Raw genomic sequence first — 18,331 nt, 5'->3', positions numbered from 1 at the left:
CTTCACGCTGAGGATCCGGCGACCTTGCGCTGACTCGGCGGAGGGGCCTCCGCCTGGGTGTCGCCGCCCGGATGAACCCGCCATAACTGGTCCACAGGCGTGCCCAGCGGCCTGACTTGAGGATGTGCGGCACGGGCGTACTCCTCAACTCCGTAGCTCACGCCGTGCTGCCCGGATTCGTGGGCCTGCAGCTCAAGATGCCCTCTGGGCGCTCCTGGGCCCGCACGCCGCTCGCCCGAGACAGCCTGTCTGCGGCCCGGCTGGGACGCAGACTCAGGCTCGTCACACATGTCAGCCCGTCGATGTGCCGTCATCGAAATAGCGGGCGAACTCCCATGGGTCGTGTGCGCAGAACACCTCGACCTGGTCACCGTGCTCGCGCACCAGTTCGCGAAGGCGGGCCTGTGTCCCGAGCCGCAGGTCGCGAGACACCTGTGAGCTCGTCTGGACAAGGTCGAGAAGAGGGTGGACCTCTCTCGTCTCGTCGATCTCGCGGTGGTAGTAGTAGGCGTCACCACAGTGCAGGAGCCAGCGGTCACCGCTCTGCACGGCGATGCCGGTGTGCCCGGCGGTGTGACCACCTAGGGGGACGAGCTTGATCTCCTGTGGCAGCCCTTTCGGCTGCAGTGCGGTGAAGCCGAACCACGGTTCGCCCGGCTCGAACGGGTAAGTGACCCAGTGGACTTGGTGCGCCCAGTGCGCCGGCCGGTAACGGAAGCTGGGCGCCTGAGCGCGTGCCGCGTCGAGCTCGGTGGCAAGCACGTGGACGCGGGCTTCGGGAAAGTCGGGGAGTCCGCCGCTGTGGTCGACGTCCAGGTGGGTCACGATGATGTGACGCACGTCGGACGGTGCGAGGCCCAGCCGGGCGATCTGCCGGATGGCCGTCTCTCCCTCGTCGAGCACAGGTTGGGCCATCTCGACCCAGTCACCACCGAGTGTGCCTCCAGGGTCATGGATGTCGCCGAGGCCCAGTCCTGTCTCGACAAGAACGAGGCCGTCGGCCTCCGTCTCGACCAGCAGGCAATGGTTCACCGCGGGCGTGGGCTGCGGGCCCTCATAGGTGGCCTCGATGGTCATGACTGATCCACAGTTCAAGTGATGAATCTTCATGTCGCCTAGACTGCGACTTGAACCGCACTTCAAGTCAAGGGGGTTGGGATGGACGCATCGACTCTGGACATCGCGGAGGTCGCACAGCTTTCCGGGGTGGCCCCGTCGGCGCTGCGGTTCTACGAGAAGAAGGGACTGATCGAGGCCGCAGGCCGCAACGGTCTACGCCGTACTTACCACCCGGATGCTCTGGAACGACTGGCGCTGATCACCTGTGCGCGCAGCGCAGGATTCTCGATCGCCGAGATCGGTCGCGTCGTCTCGGCGGCGCCGTCCGACGTGGACCTGCGCGCCCGGATGGCAACCAAGGCCCGCGAACTCGACGAACAGATCGGCCAGCTCACACGTCTGCGCGACAGTCTCCGCCACGCGGCCGTTTGCGACCACGAGCCGATCGTCGACTGTCCCGAGTTCAAACGCGCCGTAGGCAATGTTCCCGGACCGCGAGCTGCCCCGAGTGGGCCAACCACCTGACTGTCCCGGCATGTCGATGGCCTGCGGCCGACGTGCATCGATGTCCTGTGTGCCAACCTGCGCCTCCCCTTCACCGACCTTCACCCCCCGACCTTCACCCCGACTCCGGCGGCGACATGGACCACCAGGGTGAACACCAGGGCTATCTGGCGTGTCGCCAGGTTCGCGACACGATCCTGCGCCTTCTTGGCGACTGCCACCGGCGCCGCAGGGAACGCATCGACCGTGGCAGGCTGTGGCCTCGACCCGACGCAATGCCCGGCCGTGATCAGCCGCCCGACGGGTTCGCGCATCTGCCGGGCGGTGAGGGTGAAGGCACCGTCGCTTGCTGCCAGGCGTAGTGCGTCCAGCGGTGCTGTGCAGGAACTGCGGCCGGTTCCAGTGCGCGGATCAACGGGTACGGCCGTCCGGGCGCGAGGATGGGGTGGTCCTTGCCCCATCAGTAGGCGTGGCCCAGGATCCGCTGCGGTGAAGTGTGCGCGCTGGATCGCAGGCGGCCGGTCAGGTCGGCGGCCATGGCCAGCCGGCCGTCCGCCGCCCGTGGCACCGTTGGCGGTTCCATCGGCCGGTCACGCACTGCTTCGCTCGATCCCACCCGGCTCGGCCACCTGCCGAGGGGGAGGTTGTGCAGTCCGGCGAAGCCGAGCATCGACCTGGTGCGCGCCCATCGCCTTTGAGACGACAGCCCCGGAGGATCCTCCGCCCTTCAGCGGATCCGAGGCACGGAACGCGAACTGCCGCCGAAGCCTCCCCTCCGTCACCTCACCCATCGCATGATTGCCTCACTCGCATCACACGATCCTGGGGGAATCATGAGGACGCGCACCGCCGTCGCCTCGATCGCCTTGCTCACGGCCGCACTTACCGCATGTGGCACGTCCGAGACCGACAGGCAGGCCGACTGTCAGAAGGCCATCAACGCCACACGCACATACACCGTCCCCGACCGGCCCGAGGCATGCCAGGTTCTCAGTGATGAGGACTACGAGATGCTGCGGACGGCCTGGGTGAACAGGAACAGGGGCATCAACCCGGGGAGCGGCGTCGTCGACACGGGAAAGTGAACCGGCGGCGGGCAGACCTCTGAGCCTGTAGAACCCTTCCTCCTGTGCGGCTAGGGGATGCCCAGCTCGGTAGGCGGGCACTGCGCATTGCGCTGGGTTTCTTCGCGCTCGACGTGGAGGCGCTGGAGGGTGAGATCGAGTCCTGCTCGCCGCCCCAGAATTCGGTCCGTCGCGGGGCTGATGGTCGCCCACGGCTGCGACGTCGGCTGCACACAGTCATCGGTGAGATCGACGAGCTGAGGCACGGCCCGCTGTCCCACGTCGACCAAAGGTCTGCGGCCGGCCACCTGCCGGGCCGCGCGCGCCGTGCTCACCGAGCACCAGGCGGCCATCGAGCTACTCAGCGCAGTACGGCCGCCAGCAGGTCGGCCCCCAGCGTCGCCGTCGCGGACACGTCGAGGGTGTAGTGGACGTAGCGCCCGCGACGCCGGGCCGTGAGCAGCCCGGCGCGGCGCAGGACAGCGAGGTGGCGGGAAACCTCCGGGGGTGAGAGTTCCCAGGCGTGTGCCAGCTCACCGGTGGTGTGCGGGCCACGGGCCAGGGTGCGCAGCAGCCGCAGTCGTACCGGATGTGCGAGTGCCTCCAGCCGTAGCGCGACCGTCTCCAGCGATACCGGCTCCGATGGACTCGGCTCGGCCACGGGGTACTGCACGACCGGATGCCACCCGGGCGCGTGGACCACCACCAGGTGCGGGCGGCCGAAGACGCTGGGGAGGAAGGTGACCCCGGTGCCGTGGGCCACGGTCGCGTTGTCCTGCAGCTTGTCCACGATGATGCTGTCGCCGTCCGGCGCCAGGGTGACCGCGTCGGAGACCGAGGCGAGTGCCGCCCCGACGCCCTGGTACTTCAGCAGGTCGTTCTTCAGACGCAGGTCGGTGGCCAGCTGCACGGCGACGCCCGTCCAAGCGGGTGAGAAGAAGGCGTCGACACACTGTTCAAGGGTGCGGCGCACCCGTGCCCGCACGGCGGGCGGATCTGCGAGCAGCCGTTCTGCGAAGGCCTCTTGCAGCGGGCCGCGGGCCTGGGCCAGGTCCAGGGCCCGCTCGCGCGCCGTCGCGTCGGCGAGCGGCGACGGCGCGGCGAAGTGGACCCGGTTGCTGCCGCACGTGGTGACGAGCGCGGAAGCCACATACGCTTCGTCGTCGATCCGGTCCACGTCGTCCAACTCCTCGACGAGGGTCGGCCGGGGGCGAGCGGGGACCAGGAAATCGGCTCGTGAGGAACGCCAGAGGAACTCCGCTTCCCTGAGCTGCTCGGCCAGCTCCGGCCGCAGCCCAGCCCAGACATCCCCGGCCCAGCCGGCGAGTCGTGGATGATGCCCGGGTTCGGCCAGCACGTGCAGCATCGCCGTCAGCTCGGCCAGCGGCGAGGCAGCGAACCGCAGTCGCCCGGACGGCAGGCCGCCGATGCCGATCCTCAACGTCATCTCCTCATCATCGCTGGTCGGCCGACCGCCGAGCGCGTCGGTTGACGATGTCCGTCAACCGACATGGTCGGCTCGGCGGCCGAATGCACCGTTGACGCCATGGCAACCACCACCAAGATCCAGCCGCGCGCCCTCGTCCGTGCCTCCGGAGGCCCCCGCTATGCCGTCGCCCTTGCCGTGGATGCGCTCGGCACCGGCCTGCTGCGGCCCTTTCTGCTGCTCTACGGGCTTACGGTGTTGAGGCTGGGCGCGCCGGCCACCGGCATCGCCATGACGCTCGGCGCCGTCGTGGGTCTGGCGTGCCTGCCCGCTGTCGGCCGTTGGCTGGATCGGGGCACACGCAGCACGGTCGTGGCAGCGTCGATGCTGGTGCGGGTGCTGGGCGTGGTGGTGCTGCTGGCCGCTCCGGCGGGACACGTCTGGCTGTTCGGGACGGCGGCGTTCTTCCTCGGTATCGGCAACCAGGCATGGCCGGCCGCCCACGCAGCCCTCGTGGCCACGGTCGCCCACGGCCGGGAACGCGACGCCGCTCTCGCGGCAGGCCGCGCCCTGCGCAACGCCGGCATGGGCGCGGGCGCGCTCCTGGCCACCGCATGCCTGGCGGGCGGCACCACCGCAATGCAGGCGCTGGCAGCCGTCACCGGGCTCGCCTATCTTTCTGCGGCGGCCTTGGCATGGTCGGTTCACCTGCACGCCCATCCCGCCGCTATGTCGGCCACGGGCAGGGCCGAGGGGCCCGCCCCTCGGATGCGCGCGCTGCTGGCCGCCAACGTGGTCTACGTCTTCTGCCTCAACATCACCGAAATCGCGCTCCCGCTGGTCCTGGTGACACAGTTGGACGCATCCCCGGTGTGGTCGGCAGCCATCTTCGTGGCCAACACAGTGCTGGTGGTCACCCTGCAGGTCCCGGTCACCGTCCTGATGTCCCGCTTCCCCCGGCGGACCGTGCTGGCTCTCGCCGGCGTGGTGCTCACCGCGTCCTACCTCGGCTTCCTCGCGGCCACTTCACTGGGACACGGCTGGGGCGCCCCCGCGGTCGCCGCGGTGTCCGTGTTCTGCACCATCGGCGAGATCATCTACGCCGGCAGCGCCACCGCGCTCGTCACAGCCCTCGCCCCGGCCCCTGTCCTGGGACGCGCCCTCGCCCGCTTCCAGCTCTCCACGGGCCTCGGCCTCGCCGTCTCCCCGGCAGTCATCACCGCTCTCGCACCCCACGGCTCGGCCGCCCTTTGGGGCAGCCTCGCCGCTGCCACGCTCCTCTCCGCCTCCGCCGTCGCCACCGAGAAGGATCAAGGCGCGGCTCAGCGGTTGGTGCCGCCGGGCACGTGCAGGATCGTCAGCTCGGCCATCCCTGCCGGCGACGACTTGGAGTAGCGGCGGACGTTCGCCGGCTTCTGTGGCGGGACTTCGACATCAGCATCAACAGGGAGGCCCCCTCCTTGCCGAGGTGGGTCAGCGAGGAGTGGCGGTACTGAAGGTCCCAGCCCGTGCCCGGCTCCCGGAGAACGGTGTGCTCACCCAGCAGGGCGCGTGCCCGGCCGAAGGAGAGGCGAGCAAGGCCGGTGTCCGGGCACCGGTCGTGAGGCTGATCGCCCTGCCCGGCCTCGGGCGGCGGGTGGGTGACGAACACCGGGCCGCGAGGGCCCCAGTAGCGTGTCCGTTCCTCGACGGCGGCCCTTATCCGCCGCAATTACCCGTCTCGGCTGCGTTCCCGTTGGCCGGCAATCTCGGCCGCCCCTAGCAGTGACCGTGGTGCCGGAGGCCGCCGCGGCTCGATGGGCAACTCCATCGACGGGACGGCTTCGCGGGACTTCGTCGCCGAGTTCGCGTGCATCACCGCGATGATCGGCGCGTCCCGGCGCCGTCAGCACCGTCCCGGCCGCCGGGCTGAGCGCCCTGCACGTGGTGCGGGGGCAGTACACCTGGACACAGGCTGAAGGGCCGAACCCCGCCCGGGCTCACGGCTACAACTCGAACGCCACGTGCTCGATATCCGTGAAGCGGACCTCCTCCAGGGAGCCGGCGCGGCGGCCGCCGTCCTGGAAGTACGCCTCCTTGAGAGCCTCGGCCGCGATCTCCCTCAAACGGTCGTCGCCGGCCCCTTCCTCCTGGGCGCTGAAGAGGCGGGCGGCGTGCCGCGGAGGCAGGGCGACGGTCAGATGCCGGATGCGGTCCTCATCCGTCGATCCGATCGGGGCGACGTAGCCGAGACGGGCCCGGGTGTCGATGACGATGCCGTCGGTACGCGCCGCCCTGTCCCTGGCCTTGGCCCGGATCTGCGGCTGCCACCTCCTCCTGACCTCATCCTCCAAGCGGGTCGCGAGGTCGGGGCGGGGCTTCTTGATCTGGTTCTTCACATACCGTTCGACCGTGCGCTGGGAGATCCTCAGCATCTGTGCGACTGCTCTGGTGCCCTTGAGCTGCTTGACCAGGTACCGCATCTGCGCACCGGCCGACTTCGGCACGGGGCGGGTGAACGCCTTCTGTACCGCCCTGTCGAGGCCGTCCCCGAATGTGCTCATCGCCTGCTACTCCCCGGCGTCCTGGTCGGTGACGCTGCCGTCCTTGATGTACCGGGCGAGGTTGAGCTCCGGAGCGTCGAACTGTTCCCGGACGCCCTCTCCCCACAGGGTGGTCTGGGTGCCCTCGTGCTTCACCAGGCCAGGGTTCACCCCGAGCTTGAAGCCGCCCGGCAGGGGCTTGCCCTCCCGGTAGGGGAGGAAGTCCAGTGGACTCTCGCCATCGGCCGCGTACACCACGCAGTCCGACAGGATCGCGACCGGGTACTGCCCGGTGAACGCCGCGTGCTTGAGCACTTTGCGGTGCAGGTTGATCCGTGTGCGCGAGATGACTGCCGCGCGGATGTCCGGCCGCCAGGTGGGCCGGGAGAGCGCCCGCCACGGCTCGCCGGGTCGCCAGCCCTCGCCGCGGGGCCGCTCACGCAGCTTCCCCAGCCCGCCCTTCACCGTCGCCTTGATCGCGGACAGCACGATCGCAAGCTCCGGATCATGGCTCCGGTAGCCGTCCATCGCCGCGAGGAAGGCCTCCGGGGACAGGTCCGCGGTGACCCCGAGGTCCGCCATGGTGGCGAGGTAGGCATCGCGCAGCCGGTTGTACCAGGAGTCCAGATACCGGCCGTTGTCGTGGCGCACCCACGCTTCCGTCGGGCGCACCTCGTACCCCAGCTCCTGGGCGTAGGCGATCGTCGGCGTCGCGTACCAGGCCGCCCCCCGCGGCCGCTCACCCTTCGGTGTGAACGGGCTGGGCAGCAGGCTGCCGTCCAGCTCCGCCCACTCCTTGCCGACCTTCACCCGGGACAGGTCGACGTGGCTCAGGTCGACCAGCCAGGAGCCGGGCAGCTTCGGGTCGAACACCGGCCGGCTGACGTGTGTGGGCTCACCCAGGCCCACGATCAGTCCGTTCGCGCCGGCTGCGAAGGCCATGTTCACGTCGACGCCCACCAGGTAGCGGCGCAGACATTCGGAGTCCGTGAGCGGGCGCGCCCAGTCGTACGCCTCCTCGAACAGCTTCTCTCCGGGACCGCGGACGTGGAAGCGCGGCACATCCTTGAGCAACGGGTGCCCGTCCGGCGCCTCGCACGGCGCGCAGTTCACCGGGTCGTTCCCCAACGAGCCGGGATTGTGCTCGGAGTGCCGCTTTCCCGTCTCGTCGGGCTCGGAGGCGCGGGTCGCCGGGTGCAGTGCGGTCATCAACTCCAGGCCGGTGACGGCGGTGGAGCCGCGCGGCGTCATCACCCGGGAGGCGTACGTGCCGAGGAGCCGGGCGAGTTCCGCCGGCGGGAGCTGTCCCGCGTTGCCCCAGTGGCGGGTGTCCAGCGCGTTCCATGACGGAATGCACAGTTGCACGCAAGCCCGCTCCGAGCCGTGGGCCGGGCGGTAGATACGCGCCCACGGTCCGAACCCGCGTTTCGTCAGCTTCCACTGCGCGCGCACCACCTGCTTGATGACCTTGTGGCCCTCGGGGATGCGCCCGGCCAGCCTCTCTTCCTCCGTGAGGGCGACAGGCAGACCGTAGCGCTCCAGGGCGGCCTCGGTGAGGACGAGCAGTGGATCGGCGGCCTTGCCCGGCCCGGAGAGCTTCGGGTGGCCGAGCTTCGCCTCGCGCAGTGTCCAATCCACCAGGGCCGGGAGGGACTTGGCGGGAACGTCCAGGATCAGACCGCCGGTGCAGTGGGCCAGTACCTGCCCGTTCTCTACGTCGACGACCGCGAGCGGGCCGTTCTCGAACCGCGGGTCGGTGCCCGCCGCCGTCTTGGTCGAGGTTGGCATCTCAGCGCCCTGGCGCCGAGGCGTCGAGGCGGTGCTCACCGGGTGTGACGGGGTCGCCTGAGCAGGAGATGCGGAGACGGGGTCGACGGATCCGGTCGGGGCCTTCTGGGCGTTTTGGGCCGCGGTCGTGGTCGTGGCCGCGGGCGCCTGCTCTGCCGTCGGCGGCTGTGCCCCCGGCGGGGTGTTCTCGTCTGTCGCGGGCGTGGGCGCCGGAACGGCCTGAACGGCGGCGGACGGTTCGGCCGGGGCGGGGTAGAGCTCCGCGAGCTTCTCCAGCAGCCGGGCGTATGCGTCCCGCTCCGGTGGCCGGGGTTCGGTCTTGCCGGACTCCCAGCCGCTGACCGTGGCCCGGCGCACCTTGAGCGCGCCTGCCACCTCGTCAATTGTCAGGCCGTGCGCGGTACGCAGGCGCTTGCGCTCCATCGGCGACGGGAGCGGCGAGCGGGACGCGACCAGTGCGTCGACCGCGTCGAACAACTCGGACATGGAGACCTCCTGACGATCACCCTATCGCGCGAAACGCCTAGCTTGCGTACGAAACGAGTACGAATCGCGTACAAAGCGCGTACGAAGTCCGTTCGCGCTCCGATGGGAGGAGGCTCCTTGTGTGGTCCAACGTGTAGTCGCTCTGCTGTGTCACCGAAGGTTGAGCGAAGTCACCGAAGGTGGATGACTGGCAGTTTGGTTTCACCGAAGTTCGAGTGGCCTGGGGTGCCGGCGCCCGTTCCGGCACAGGGGCCTGCGTTTTGCTGGACCTGCGCTCAGTGTGTGACTCAAGGCGTGCAGCTTCACACACATGAGGAGTCTCATCCCATTTGGCCCTGCGTGAATCCCACCGGACTCGGAGAGTGGTCTTCAGAGGGCGGGTGGGTACCGCCGCCTGCTGTGGAAGCGCGGCATCAAACCCCTGATCACGGCTCAGCCCGTATCGGCGCAGCCGCCACAGGTCGAAGACTTCACTCTCGTCGGCTGCGAAGTCCACATCGACCTCAGTGCCGTTGTCACTGACGAAGCGGCAGCCTGCCCCATGAACCGTGTACGAGTAGGTACCGACGCGACCACTTCGTGTGATCCGGCGCGATCGGGCGAGGCCGAGGACATCTGCCAGTTCGCCCCAAGCGAAGGGATCGCCACCCTCACGGCCTCGTCAACCACGTTCCAAGCGTGGACGTAACCGAGCACGAGATCCTGAGCAGCCCGCTGACGAGCTCGCCCAGCTGCTGGGTCCTACTGAGGCGTACTCGCGTCGGCGCGCGGTCAGGGTGCCGCCAGTAGCTGCGGCGTTCGTTCGAGGGGCAGGATCCGTCCCGGCACCGGGCACCACCCCGCCATGACGCCCCGCTCAAGCCCTTGAACAGGACAAACGCCCTTTTGGGTGGCCCCGTGCTCACCGTCCCATCCGCCTGGTGGCGCTACGGCCGAACGGGTGACAGGCTTGATCAGGTGGACCGTGACCGGATGGAGAAACAGCTGCTGGACGGTTTGACCGTCGACACCAGCCGCCCCGAGCAGCCGATCCTGCTCGACGAGGCGGGCATGCCGATCAGGACCTGGCGCGAGAACTACCCCTACGACCGCAAGATCCACCGCGGGGAGTACGAGCGGATCAAGCGCATCCTGCAGATCGAGATGCTCAAGCTCCAGCGGTGGACCAAGAGCACCGGCGCACGGGTCGTGGTGGTCTGCGAGGGGCGGGACGCGGCCGGAAAGGGCGGCACCATCCAGCGGTTCACGGAGCGCCTCAACCCGCGTGGCGCGCGCATCGTGGCCCTGGACAAGCCCACGGACCGCGAGCGCGGCCAGTGGTACTTCCAGCGCTACGTGGCCCATCTGCCGGCGCCCGGCGAGCTCGTGTTCTTCGACCGCTCCTGGTACAACCGGGCCGGAGTCGAACGCGTCATGGGCTTCTGCACTCCGTCCGAGTACGAGCTCTTCCTGGGGCAGTGCCCGGAGTTCGAGAAGATGCTCGTCGACGACGGCATCATCGTGGTCAAGTTCTGGTTCTCGGTCTCCCGCGCCGAGCAGCGCACACGCTTCGCCATCCGCCAGGTCGACCCGGTCCGCCAGTGGAAGCTCTCGCCCACGGATGTGGACTCCCTTGACCGCTGGGACGACTACACCACTGCGAAGGTCGACATGTTCCGTGCCACCGACACCGAGCACGCGCCCTGGACCGTCGTGAAGAGCAATGACAAGCGCCGGGCGCGCCTCGAAGCGATGCGCAGTCTGCTCGCCCGCATCGACTACACGGCGAAGAGCGACGAGGCGGTCGGCAAGCCGGACCCCCTCGTCGTGGGCCCGGCCGCCACCCTGCTGGAACCGGGCGAGGAGGACACCGCCCTCTCGCCCACCCGCCTCGCCCCGCATGCCGAGGGGCCGGGCGAACATCCCTGACCGGTCTCAGCCGCGCGTGGCGGTGACGTCGCCGTTCACGGTGGTCAGGGTCATGTCGTGCCCGTCCCGCTCCGTGGCGGAGGGGAACACCACCGAGGTCCGGCCGTTCTGCGTCGTCGCGTCGGCGGCGTACTGGGGCGCGTCGCCGGGCAGCGTCACCCGCACCGAGCCATTGGTCGTGGCGGCGTCGAGACGGGCTGGTGAGGTGGTGCTGTCGAGCGTGACGTCACCGTTGACGGTCTCCGCGTGCAGCCGCGCCGAACTCAGGGTTCCCGCGCGCACGGAGCCGTTGCGGGTGACCAGCCGAACAGTGGCGTCGCCGAGGCCGGACCGGGCGACCGTCACGTCCCCGTTGACCGTGGTCAGGTCCAGCGCCGTCGCGACGCCGACCACGTCGATGCCCGCGTTCCTGGCGGTGACCGTGACCGGGACGCCCGCGGGGATGCCGACCGCGGGCATGCGGGGGCACTGCCCGTCCTCGTGATCGCCCTGCTTGTCGGGCGCGGGCTCGTCCTGCCCGGGGCAGGACAGGTCGAGGGCCCAGGTGTCGTCGCGGTGGGACCAACGGCTGTCGACCCGGGCCTCGATGACCGCCCGGTCGTCTTCGGCCGGCCGCAGACGCACGCCGTTGTCGGTCGTGATCACCAGATGCGATCCCCGGCCCAGGTCGGGCGGCGCTCCATCGAGCCGTGCGCCGGGGTCTCCGCCGCACGCGGCCAGGAGGGGAACGGTCGCCAGCAGCGCGGCCCATTGCGATCGATGCGTGAAAGCCGTGAGGTTCATGTCTCTCGCCTTCCCTGCGCGCAGCCATCCCATGGCATGGCACACGGCCGTGGCTCAGCGGGACAGCGCGGGTCGGATCCGCGGGAGTCAGCGTTGGCGTGCAGGCGCGGGCTGATCCCCAGGCCGGACGGCAGCCTTCAGCTCGACCAGTCCGGCATATCGATGTTTTCGCCCCCGCCCACTCGCGCCAGCCAACCTGGAGCACCGGCGACACACGCCCTAGTTGTGTGGACCCGCAGCGTTGCCCGTCCCAGTTGATCGACGAGCTGAGCACACATGCTGATCTACGACTGACGGGAGATGGACATCCTCAGCCGCCCGGGCCACGCCTACGCGGTGGCGGGCTGCATCCGCGAGGCGGGCAACAGTTCCAGGCCGTGCTCGACGTGCACGGCTCCCGTGCACAACGATCCGACCGTGCACTGGCGCCCGAGGGGCTCAAGAACCCGCGAGCCCTGCCAGAGGCTCATGCCGCGGACGGACAGTCGCGCCGAGGTAGTGGATCGCGGCGGACTGAGGGGTACGTGACGGCACACCTGTCCCGTACAACTCCAGGCGCACTCCAGTAGTCCATATCTGCACCGAACGACGTGGGCACAGGCACGTACGCGCCTGAACGCACGCGCGTACGCACCCGAACGCCCCCGCACCCGTGCCGACCGATCAACCGAATTCCGAATTCCGGATGCCGTACCACCGGCATCCGGCGCCCGCTCCAGGAGAAGAAGACCCACATGCACCAGAGCCTCCGTATCGCCACCGCTACCGCCGCCGCGGCCGCGCTCACCGGCGCGCTGCTCGTCGCCGGCGCGGGCAGCGCCTCCGCCGCGCCTTCCAGGCTGCAGGGCGACTTCAACGGCGACGGTTACCGCGACCTCGTCATAGCCGCGCCCATCGGCAAGATCTCGGGCAAGGAAGGGGCCGGCTACGTCACGGTGGTCTACGGGACCAAGAGTGGCCTCGACAAGTCCAAGCACGCGGTCATCAGCCAGGCCACCACGGGCATCCCCGGCACTCCGGAGGCCGGTGACCTCTTCGGTGACCGGCTCACCACGGGCGACCTCGACGGCGACGGGTACACCGACCTCGTGGTCGGCGTGCACTCCGAGCGGATCGGATCCACCGACTCGTTCGGTGTCCTCACCGTCATCTGGGGCGGGGCGGCCGGTCTCACGACCGGCACCGACATCGCGTCCCCGCTGCCCAAGTACCGGAACGAGCTCGGCTGGGCCCTGGCGGCCGGCGACTTCGACGGCGACGGACACACCGACCTTGCCGCCGGCAACAACTCCACCCCGAGCCTGAACATCTTCAAGGGCCCCATCTCCCGTACCGGCAAGGCCGCTGCCCTCGTCGGCATCGACACCATCACCGCCACCGGCATCTACCCCGACAAACTCGTCGCCGGCAACGTCAACCGGGACGGTGCGGCCGACCTCCTCGTCATGGGCCAGCAGGAGAGTGGCAACGTGTATGCCACCCGCAGCGTCCTCTACAAGGGCAGCTCCACCGGCCTCAAGGCGTCGAGCACCCTCGCGGGCGGCTACGCGGCGGCAATCGCCGACGTCGACAAGGATGGTTACGGGGACATCATCACCGGCAACTTCATGGAGAAGTCCGCCGATGAACCGAACGGCGGTCCGGGCGGCGCGGTCACCGTGACGTACGGAAGCGCTTCCGGTCTGTCCACCCGGACCCCTGTCCGGATCACCCAGGACACCGCCTCGGTCCCGGGCACCGCCGAGAAGAACGACCGCTTCGGGTGGAGCGTGTCCGTGGGTGACACCAACGGCGACGGGTACGCCGACGTCGCCGTCGGCGCCACGGGCGAGTCCCTCGGATCCATGCAGTCGGCCGGCACGGTCACGGTGCTCCGCGGATCGGCCAAGGGACTGACCGGGACCGGCTCGAAGAGCTTCTCCCAGGACACGGCGGGGGTCCCCGGCGCCGCCGAGACCCATGACGAGTTCGGCGACTCCGTATGGGTCACGGACAGCAACAACGACGGCCGTGCGGAACTGGTCACCGGTGCTGCCGCGGAGAACAGCGGCGTCGGCTCGGTCTGGCTGTTCAAGACGGGGTCCAGCGGCATCACGGCCACCGGATCGACGTCCTTCGGTCCGGGATCGGTCGGCGGGCCTGCCGGGATCTCCTATTTCGGCGACGATTTCGCCAACTGAACGCCCGGGCTCTGCCGGAGCCGGGTCCGGGGTGTGGTGTGCCGACGTACGCTCAGGTTCTGCCCCTGTGTGTACGTCGGTACGTCCCCGCCCACCGGCCGGCGGCCCGGATGTTCGCCGCCACGGCCCGGCCACGCCGACGACCCGCAGACCGCCAAGCTGTGTGTGGAGGCGGTCCGTACGGTGTGGGACCTGGCCACCGAGCACGCCGACTGTCGCCTCTGACACCGGCGCACAGCCACAGGCCGCCACTTCACGGCCTCCCCATCACTTCTCGGCCCCGGGCACCGTGTCGGGCGACAGCAGGAAGGAGATCCTCTCCATGACCGGCCGGCGCTGGGTGTTCTGGAAGGCGGCGATCCGCCACTGCCCGTCGCTCTCGCGGGTCAGCGTGTACGTCTGGACCTTCGAGAGCTCCTTCGGCCGACCACCCTCATAGGTGTCGCCGCGGCTTGTGACGACGGCCGCTTCGGTGCCGAGGAAGCGGATGCCCAGGATCGAGTCGGCCAGCTCGGTCCCCTTGACGAAGCCGCCGAAGAGGGCCCGATGGGCCTCGGTGATGTCGTCGCGGCCCTGGTAGTGGGTGCCGACGTAGGTCGTGTACGTCGCGTCCGGGGTGAAGAGGGCTCCGTACGCGTCGGCGTCGGCGGCGCCCCAGGCCCGGGCGAGCGAGGCCAATACGCCACAGACGGCGTCGCGGTCGCTGGTGGAGGGGGCGGGGCCCGTACCGCTCGAGGCCGGGGCGACGGCCGTGCACTCGGCGGTGCCGGTGGCCTTGACCTCCGAAGTGGAGTCGAGCCACAGGTAGCCGCCGCCGGCCGTGAGTGCGAGGGTGAGCGCGGTGGCGACGAGGGCGCGCTTCACGGTGCGCCGCCGGGAACGGTGCGCGGTCGGGGCGTCGGCTCCGTCGGCCCGCTCGCCGGTCGGGTCGTTGAGCTGGCTTTTGATCTGATCGGTGGTCATGCGAGCTCTCCGTAAGGTCGTTCGGGTGTGGGTGGGCGCGGATCGGCTGCGCACGGTCAGTGCTCGGCGGCAGGGACGAGACCCGGGGAGAAGCGGTAGGACACGGCCTCCATCAGCGGCTTGCGCTTGGTGTTCTGGAAGGCTGCGATCCGCCACTGCCCGTCCGCGCCGGCGGTCGTGTCACGGACGAGGGTGTACGTCTGGATCTTGCTGAGCTTCTCCGGGCGCTTGCCCTTGTAGGTGTCCCCGCGTCCGTTCACCACGGCCACGTCGGGCCCGTAGAAGCGGACGTCGATGATCTCGTCGGCCAGCCGGGTGCCCTTGAGGAAGCCTGCGAAGAGGGTGCGGTGGCTCTCGACGATGTCGCGGCGCCCCTGGTAGAAGGTGCCGACGTAGGTGATGTACGTGGCGTCCTCGGTGAACAGCTCGCCGTACGCCTCGGCGTCGTGCCGCTCCCAGGCGGCGACGAGCCGGTCGAGCGCGGCCCGGACGGAGGCGACGGACTCGGTGGTGGACTGCATGACGGATCACTCTCCAATTGACTAGACTGATGCAGATACTGATCGAACGCAGTATCTGCATGCGTGCAGATATAAATGTAGGAGGCGATCCTGAGAATGGCAACAGGCGGCGACGGCCCGAACGCGCACACGACCTTCCGGCAGTACCTGGACGCCGTCGGCCTCCAAGGTCTGGCCAGTGCCGAGGCAGCCGGTCTGCACACCTCGGAGTGGTACGCGCTCAGCCTCATCACCCTGGAGGGGAGCCTGTCCTCCGGCGAGCTCGCCACCCGCACCGGGCTGACCACAGGCGCGACCACCCGGCTCATCGACCGCCTCGAACGGGCAGGCTACGCCCGTCGGGCCGCCGATCCGAGTGACCGGCGACGGGTCATCGTGGAGCCCGTGGCGGACGCGCTGGACCGGGTCGAGGACGTGGTCGGACCGGCCCGCAGGCACATCGCGGCGGTCATCGGCTCCTACACCCCGGAGCAGCAGGCTGTGCTCTTCGACTACTTCGCCCGCGCGGCGCCCGCGTTCCGCGCGGCCACGGAGGAGATCCGCGGAGCCATCGCGCCCCGGCGGGGCAAGGGGCGCACGGAGAAGCCGGGCTGAGCCCCGCAACCAACCTGAACTGCGGCTCTATCCGCTCGTGCGGGGCCGTCACCTCGTGCGGGGCCATCACCTCAGGGGGATCAGCCCCGCAAGCCCGATTTCCGCACCCGCCTTTGAATGAGCGATCGAGCACCGGGACGCGGCGGCAGGGGGAGATTTCGACGTCATTGCCCCACCGCACGGAAACCTCCGCTGCTACGACTCCTGTACGAAGCGAGTTCACCAACCGTCACACCAGCAGGAAGTCATCAAGGCCGGAACTTGCCCGGAGACGTGACAAAGCCCCACTCGTCGGTGCCGCCTCAGGGGGCCACCAGACGGCGCAACGCGCGGTGGGCCACCGGCGCATATGCCACCACGACCGGAGCGGGGCCGTCGATGTGCAGCTCGGTTTCCGTGCCGGATGGCGTGCGGGCTCGGACGGCGTGCCACAGACGCATTCGCACCGGACCTGCCTGGACCCGCCACCGCCAGGTGCGGGCCTGATGGTCGACGGCCTCGATGACGAAGGAGACCCCCGGCCCCACCACGGGCACCACTCGGCCGCGCATGCCCGCTCGCAGTTCCGCCTCCGACTCCACAGCCCGGATCTGCGGAGCCCACGTGGGCCAGGCCGCTGTCCGGACGTACCGCTGCCAGACCGTCTCCACGCTTGCCGCGCCCACGGCGCGCACTGTTCTTCTCACCTCCCCACCATGCTCACAGAAGGGCGGCGTGTGCTGGTTGGGCAGACCGGCCCAAGGGGCCCCACCAGGGCATGGGGGACCCGCGAGCACCCCGGTGTCGAGGTCGTCCGCCGCGACGGCTCCCTCACCTACCCGATGGGCGTCACGGCCGGATCTCCCGACGCGGTGCAGGTCAGCGACCTCTTCCACTCGTGGCAGGGTCCCTCCCGCCGCGTCCAGGACATCGCCTCCGCCCACCGATTCCTGCGCCCGTCGCGGCTGCCTGCCCCGGCTCCCCGACCGTTGCCCTGAACTCCGGCGGGCGCACGACCTGGTCCGCAGGTTCGCCGCCATGCTCGACAACCACGACCATGCCCGACCACGACGCGACACCTCTGCCCGACTGGCTGAACGACCTCACGCACAGCGGACCGGCCCCTCTCATCGGCCTCGCCCCAGCCCTTCGGGGGACCGGCATGCCGGCGCCCAGGGAATCACCACCTCTTGCAACTCCCATGTCAATGAAGGCCGCATCACCGACGTCAAGCTGCAAAGAGGCCTCATGGCCGGTCGCGCCGGTGTCCCACTACTCCGCCACCGCTTCGCTCTCATGGCCCACGTCCGTCGCCGCCACGCGGACCGACCGACCGTGTCATCGAGATGATCTCCGGCTACGAAATCTTGTCAGAGCCCGAGCGCTGAACGTGCACAGCGGCGTGCGGACGACGATGAGACGGGCGGAGGCAGGCTGGATGCCTGAACCGACCGTGTCCGACCAACCGGAGTCCGCGGGACGCAGAGACAACGGACCGAAGGGCGCCGTGATGTCGCGTCCTGGGTGTCCCGGCATCGAGCGCGTACCGCATCCGCTTCTGCCAACGGCATGGGTGACACCGGCCAGCAGTGCACGGCCGTCCGCAAGGTCAAGAGGGTGCGTGTCAGAGCCGCTTTGTGGTGTACAGGTTGGTTCCGTGCACCGCGTCCACTTCCTTGCGCTCGGCCGTGAATCCGACCTTGGCCAGCACACGTCGAGAAGCGGTGTTCCAGTCCCAGACCGTGGCCCACAGACGTTCGTACCCAGATGATCTCGCCCATTCCAGAACCGCCAACGAGGCCTCGGTCGCGTATCCCTGACGCCAGACTCGGCGTAGCAGCTCGAACGCCAATTCCGGTTCCCCCTTCGGTCCTCGCCCGCTGTCGACCAGCCCGCAGTAGCCGATGACGTCACGTGAGGCCTTCCGCTCGACCGCCAGCAACCCGGTCGACCACAGCTGGTTGTTACGGATCGAATCCTCGAGTTCCGCGACCGTTGGGTTTCCATCCGCGTCGATGCGACGGTGCGGCGGCACTCGTGGATCACGTTCGGTCCACAGCTCACGCTGGACGACAGCCTCGGCTACCCGCCAGGGTCTGAGCAGCAGGCGACTTGTCTCGAGTACGACCTCACTGCTTGGAGCGGCGCTATCTGTCATGGCAGCAACCATGTCACGGGTGGGCGCGCCGAAGGAGTTTGGCCTCCAGCCCGTATGGGACCCCGCGCTGGAATCCGAGGACGACGCGGACAAATGGAAGTGGGCCGCGTTCGACTTTGCACCCGCGATCGCCCCATCTCTTGGGGGGAGCCCGCTCAGCATCGGCCCGGAGACCTTCTCGCGTGGTGTCGGCGTCATCGCCCTGACCCCGTACGGGGTTATTTACGGCGAGAGAGCATGCGCGTACTGCATCTGAGGAAAACTGTGGCCCGAGCTGAACCCGCCACCGTGAACAATCTGGACGACCTCACCACTCACACCCGGCTCCCTCCCAGGGCGCGATTGATGGCCCACCCGATCGCGGCAGAGCGGAGGTCTTTCGGGATCACGAACGTC

At 69.4% G+C, this 18,331-nt stretch carries 21 protein-coding genes and 1 pseudogene; 8 read left to right on the top strand and 14 right to left on the bottom strand.

The genetic code is table 11. From position 1 onward, the window contains the following. Nucleotides 1–291: 291 nt before the first annotated feature. Nucleotides 292–1,077: an MBL fold metallo-hydrolase gene (locus OG538_RS00515; RefSeq protein WP_406088984.1), complete on the bottom strand. Its 786-nt coding sequence runs from the start codon at nucleotides 1,075–1,077 to the stop codon at nucleotides 292–294. Nucleotides 1,078–1,158: 81 nt separating this feature from the next. Between OG538_RS00515 and OG538_RS00510 the strand changes: the two genes are divergently transcribed. Further along, complete coding sequence (locus OG538_RS00510) at nucleotides 1,159–1,584, top strand: MerR family transcriptional regulator (RefSeq protein WP_406088982.1); 426 nt, start codon at nucleotides 1,159–1,161, stop codon at nucleotides 1,582–1,584. An 80-nt stretch (nucleotides 1,585–1,664) separates the two neighbouring features. Here OG538_RS00510 and OG538_RS00505 read toward each other — a convergent pair whose 3' ends face one another. Both OG538_RS00505 and OG538_RS00500 read right to left on the bottom strand, forming a co-directional pair. Further along, nucleotides 1,665–1,877 (bottom strand): hypothetical protein, encoded by a 213-nt coding sequence (locus tag OG538_RS00505; protein ID WP_406088980.1) that lies wholly within the window; start codon nucleotides 1,875–1,877, stop codon nucleotides 1,665–1,667. Nucleotides 1,878–2,023: 146 nt separating this feature from the next. Continuing rightward, nucleotides 2,024–2,146 carry a hypothetical protein gene (locus tag OG538_RS00500; RefSeq protein WP_406088978.1) on the bottom strand — a complete coding sequence of 41 codons (123 nt, stop codon included), beginning with the start codon at nucleotides 2,144–2,146 and terminating at the stop codon, nucleotides 2,024–2,026. Nucleotides 2,147–2,396: 250 nt separating this feature from the next. Here OG538_RS00500 and OG538_RS00495 point away from each other — a divergent pair, with 250 nt between their 5' ends. Beyond that, the gene (locus OG538_RS00495; RefSeq protein WP_406088976.1) at nucleotides 2,397–2,648 is read left to right on the top strand and encodes a hypothetical protein; all 252 of its coding nucleotides are present in this window, start codon (nucleotides 2,397–2,399) and stop codon (nucleotides 2,646–2,648) included. A gap of 340 nt (nucleotides 2,649–2,988) precedes the next feature. On the opposite strand, the gene OG538_RS00490 is transcribed toward OG538_RS00495, so the two are convergent. Beyond that, complete coding sequence (locus tag OG538_RS00490; RefSeq protein ID WP_406088974.1) at nucleotides 2,989–4,074, bottom strand: DUF5937 family protein; 1,086 nt, start codon at nucleotides 4,072–4,074, stop codon at nucleotides 2,989–2,991. Between the two features lie 99 nt (nucleotides 4,075–4,173). On the opposite strand from OG538_RS00490, the gene OG538_RS00485 reads away from it, so the two are divergent. Next, nucleotides 4,174–5,448, top strand: coding sequence for an MFS transporter (locus tag OG538_RS00485; RefSeq protein ID WP_406088972.1), 1,275 nt, complete (start codon nucleotides 4,174–4,176; stop codon nucleotides 5,446–5,448). Here OG538_RS00485 and OG538_RS00480 read toward each other — a convergent pair. The 4 genes and pseudogenes from OG538_RS00480 to OG538_RS00465 all read right to left on the bottom strand — a co-directional run. Next, a pseudogene (locus OG538_RS00480) lies at nucleotides 5,376–5,713 on the bottom strand (site-specific integrase); the annotation flags it as partial. The gene OG538_RS00485 and the pseudogene OG538_RS00480 overlap by 73 nt on opposite strands. A gap of 325 nt (nucleotides 5,714–6,038) precedes the next feature. Continuing rightward, nucleotides 6,039–6,596 (bottom strand): telomere-protecting terminal protein Tpg, encoded by a 558-nt coding sequence (tpg, locus tag OG538_RS00475; protein ID WP_406088970.1) that lies wholly within the window; start codon nucleotides 6,594–6,596, stop codon nucleotides 6,039–6,041. A 6-nt stretch (nucleotides 6,597–6,602) separates the two neighbouring features. Beyond that, nucleotides 6,603–8,849, bottom strand: a complete 2,247-nt coding sequence (tap, locus tag OG538_RS00470; RefSeq protein WP_406088969.1) for a telomere-associated protein Tap — start codon at nucleotides 8,847–8,849, stop codon at nucleotides 6,603–6,605. A 37-nt stretch (nucleotides 8,850–8,886) separates the two neighbouring features. Continuing rightward, nucleotides 8,887–9,435, bottom strand: coding sequence for a DUF6896 domain-containing protein (locus tag OG538_RS00465; protein WP_406099923.1), 549 nt, complete (start codon nucleotides 9,433–9,435; stop codon nucleotides 8,887–8,889). A gap of 386 nt (nucleotides 9,436–9,821) precedes the next feature. Here OG538_RS00465 and ppk2 point away from each other — a divergent pair, with 386 nt between their 5' ends. Continuing rightward, entirely contained in the window at nucleotides 9,822–10,757 is a 936-nt protein-coding gene (ppk2, locus tag OG538_RS00460; RefSeq protein ID WP_406088967.1) for a polyphosphate kinase 2, read from the top strand. 6 nt (nucleotides 10,758–10,763) lie between these two features. Here the strand turns inward: ppk2 and OG538_RS00455 are convergent, their stop codons facing one another. Further along, nucleotides 10,764–11,540 carry a DUF4097 family beta strand repeat-containing protein gene (locus tag OG538_RS00455; protein ID WP_406088965.1) on the bottom strand — a complete coding sequence of 259 codons (777 nt, stop codon included), beginning with the start codon at nucleotides 11,538–11,540 and terminating at the stop codon, nucleotides 10,764–10,766. 329 nt (nucleotides 11,541–11,869) lie between these two features. Next, nucleotides 11,870–12,010, bottom strand: a complete 141-nt coding sequence (locus tag OG538_RS00450; RefSeq protein WP_406088963.1) for a hypothetical protein — start codon at nucleotides 12,008–12,010, stop codon at nucleotides 11,870–11,872. 264 nt (nucleotides 12,011–12,274) lie between these two features. Here OG538_RS00450 and OG538_RS00445 point away from each other — a divergent pair, with 264 nt between their 5' ends. Beyond that, a complete protein-coding gene (locus tag OG538_RS00445) occupies nucleotides 12,275–13,720 on the top strand; it encodes an FG-GAP and VCBS repeat-containing protein (protein WP_406088962.1) in 1,446 nt (481 codons plus the stop codon). A 267-nt stretch (nucleotides 13,721–13,987) separates the two neighbouring features. Here OG538_RS00445 and OG538_RS00440 read toward each other — a convergent pair whose 3' ends face one another. Together OG538_RS00440 and OG538_RS00435 are read right to left on the bottom strand one after the other, a co-directional pair. Further along, entirely contained in the window at nucleotides 13,988–14,683 is a 696-nt protein-coding gene (locus OG538_RS00440; RefSeq protein WP_406088960.1) for an SgcJ/EcaC family oxidoreductase, read from the bottom strand. A gap of 56 nt (nucleotides 14,684–14,739) precedes the next feature. Then, on the bottom strand, nucleotides 14,740–15,204 hold the full coding sequence (locus OG538_RS00435; protein WP_406088958.1) for an SgcJ/EcaC family oxidoreductase: 465 nt from the start codon (nucleotides 15,202–15,204) through the stop codon (nucleotides 14,740–14,742). 96 nt (nucleotides 15,205–15,300) lie between these two features. Here OG538_RS00435 and OG538_RS00430 point away from each other — a divergent pair, with 96 nt between their 5' ends. After that, nucleotides 15,301–15,798 (top strand): MarR family winged helix-turn-helix transcriptional regulator, encoded by a 498-nt coding sequence (locus tag OG538_RS00430; RefSeq protein ID WP_406088957.1) that lies wholly within the window; start codon nucleotides 15,301–15,303, stop codon nucleotides 15,796–15,798. Between the two features lie 302 nt (nucleotides 15,799–16,100). On the opposite strand, the gene OG538_RS00425 is transcribed toward OG538_RS00430, so the two are convergent. Further along, nucleotides 16,101–16,463 carry an SRPBCC family protein gene (locus OG538_RS00425; protein ID WP_406088955.1) on the bottom strand — a complete coding sequence of 121 codons (363 nt, stop codon included), beginning with the start codon at nucleotides 16,461–16,463 and terminating at the stop codon, nucleotides 16,101–16,103. A gap of 51 nt (nucleotides 16,464–16,514) precedes the next feature. Between OG538_RS00425 and OG538_RS00420 the strand changes: the two genes are divergently transcribed. After that, nucleotides 16,515–16,775, top strand: coding sequence for a hypothetical protein (locus OG538_RS00420; protein WP_406088953.1), 261 nt, complete (start codon nucleotides 16,515–16,517; stop codon nucleotides 16,773–16,775). 626 nt (nucleotides 16,776–17,401) lie between these two features. Here OG538_RS00420 and OG538_RS00415 read toward each other — a convergent pair. Continuing rightward, a complete protein-coding gene (locus OG538_RS00415) occupies nucleotides 17,402–17,935 on the bottom strand; it encodes a GNAT family N-acetyltransferase (RefSeq protein ID WP_406088951.1) in 534 nt (177 codons plus the stop codon). On the opposite strand from OG538_RS00415, the gene OG538_RS00410 reads away from it, so the two are divergent. After that, the gene (locus tag OG538_RS00410) at nucleotides 17,934–18,191 is read left to right on the top strand and encodes a hypothetical protein (protein ID WP_406088950.1); all 258 of its coding nucleotides are present in this window, start codon (nucleotides 17,934–17,936) and stop codon (nucleotides 18,189–18,191) included. The two genes, OG538_RS00415 and OG538_RS00410, sit on opposite strands and share 2 nt — an antisense overlap. The last annotated feature ends 140 nt before the right edge of the window (nucleotides 18,192–18,331 follow it).

Origin of the sequence: Streptomyces sp. NBC_01013, from assembly GCF_045162765.1 — a bacterium.
Lineage (GTDB): Bacteria > Actinomycetota > Actinomycetes > Streptomycetales > Streptomycetaceae > Streptomyces.
This window is presented reverse-complemented; position numbering and strand designations above follow the sequence as displayed.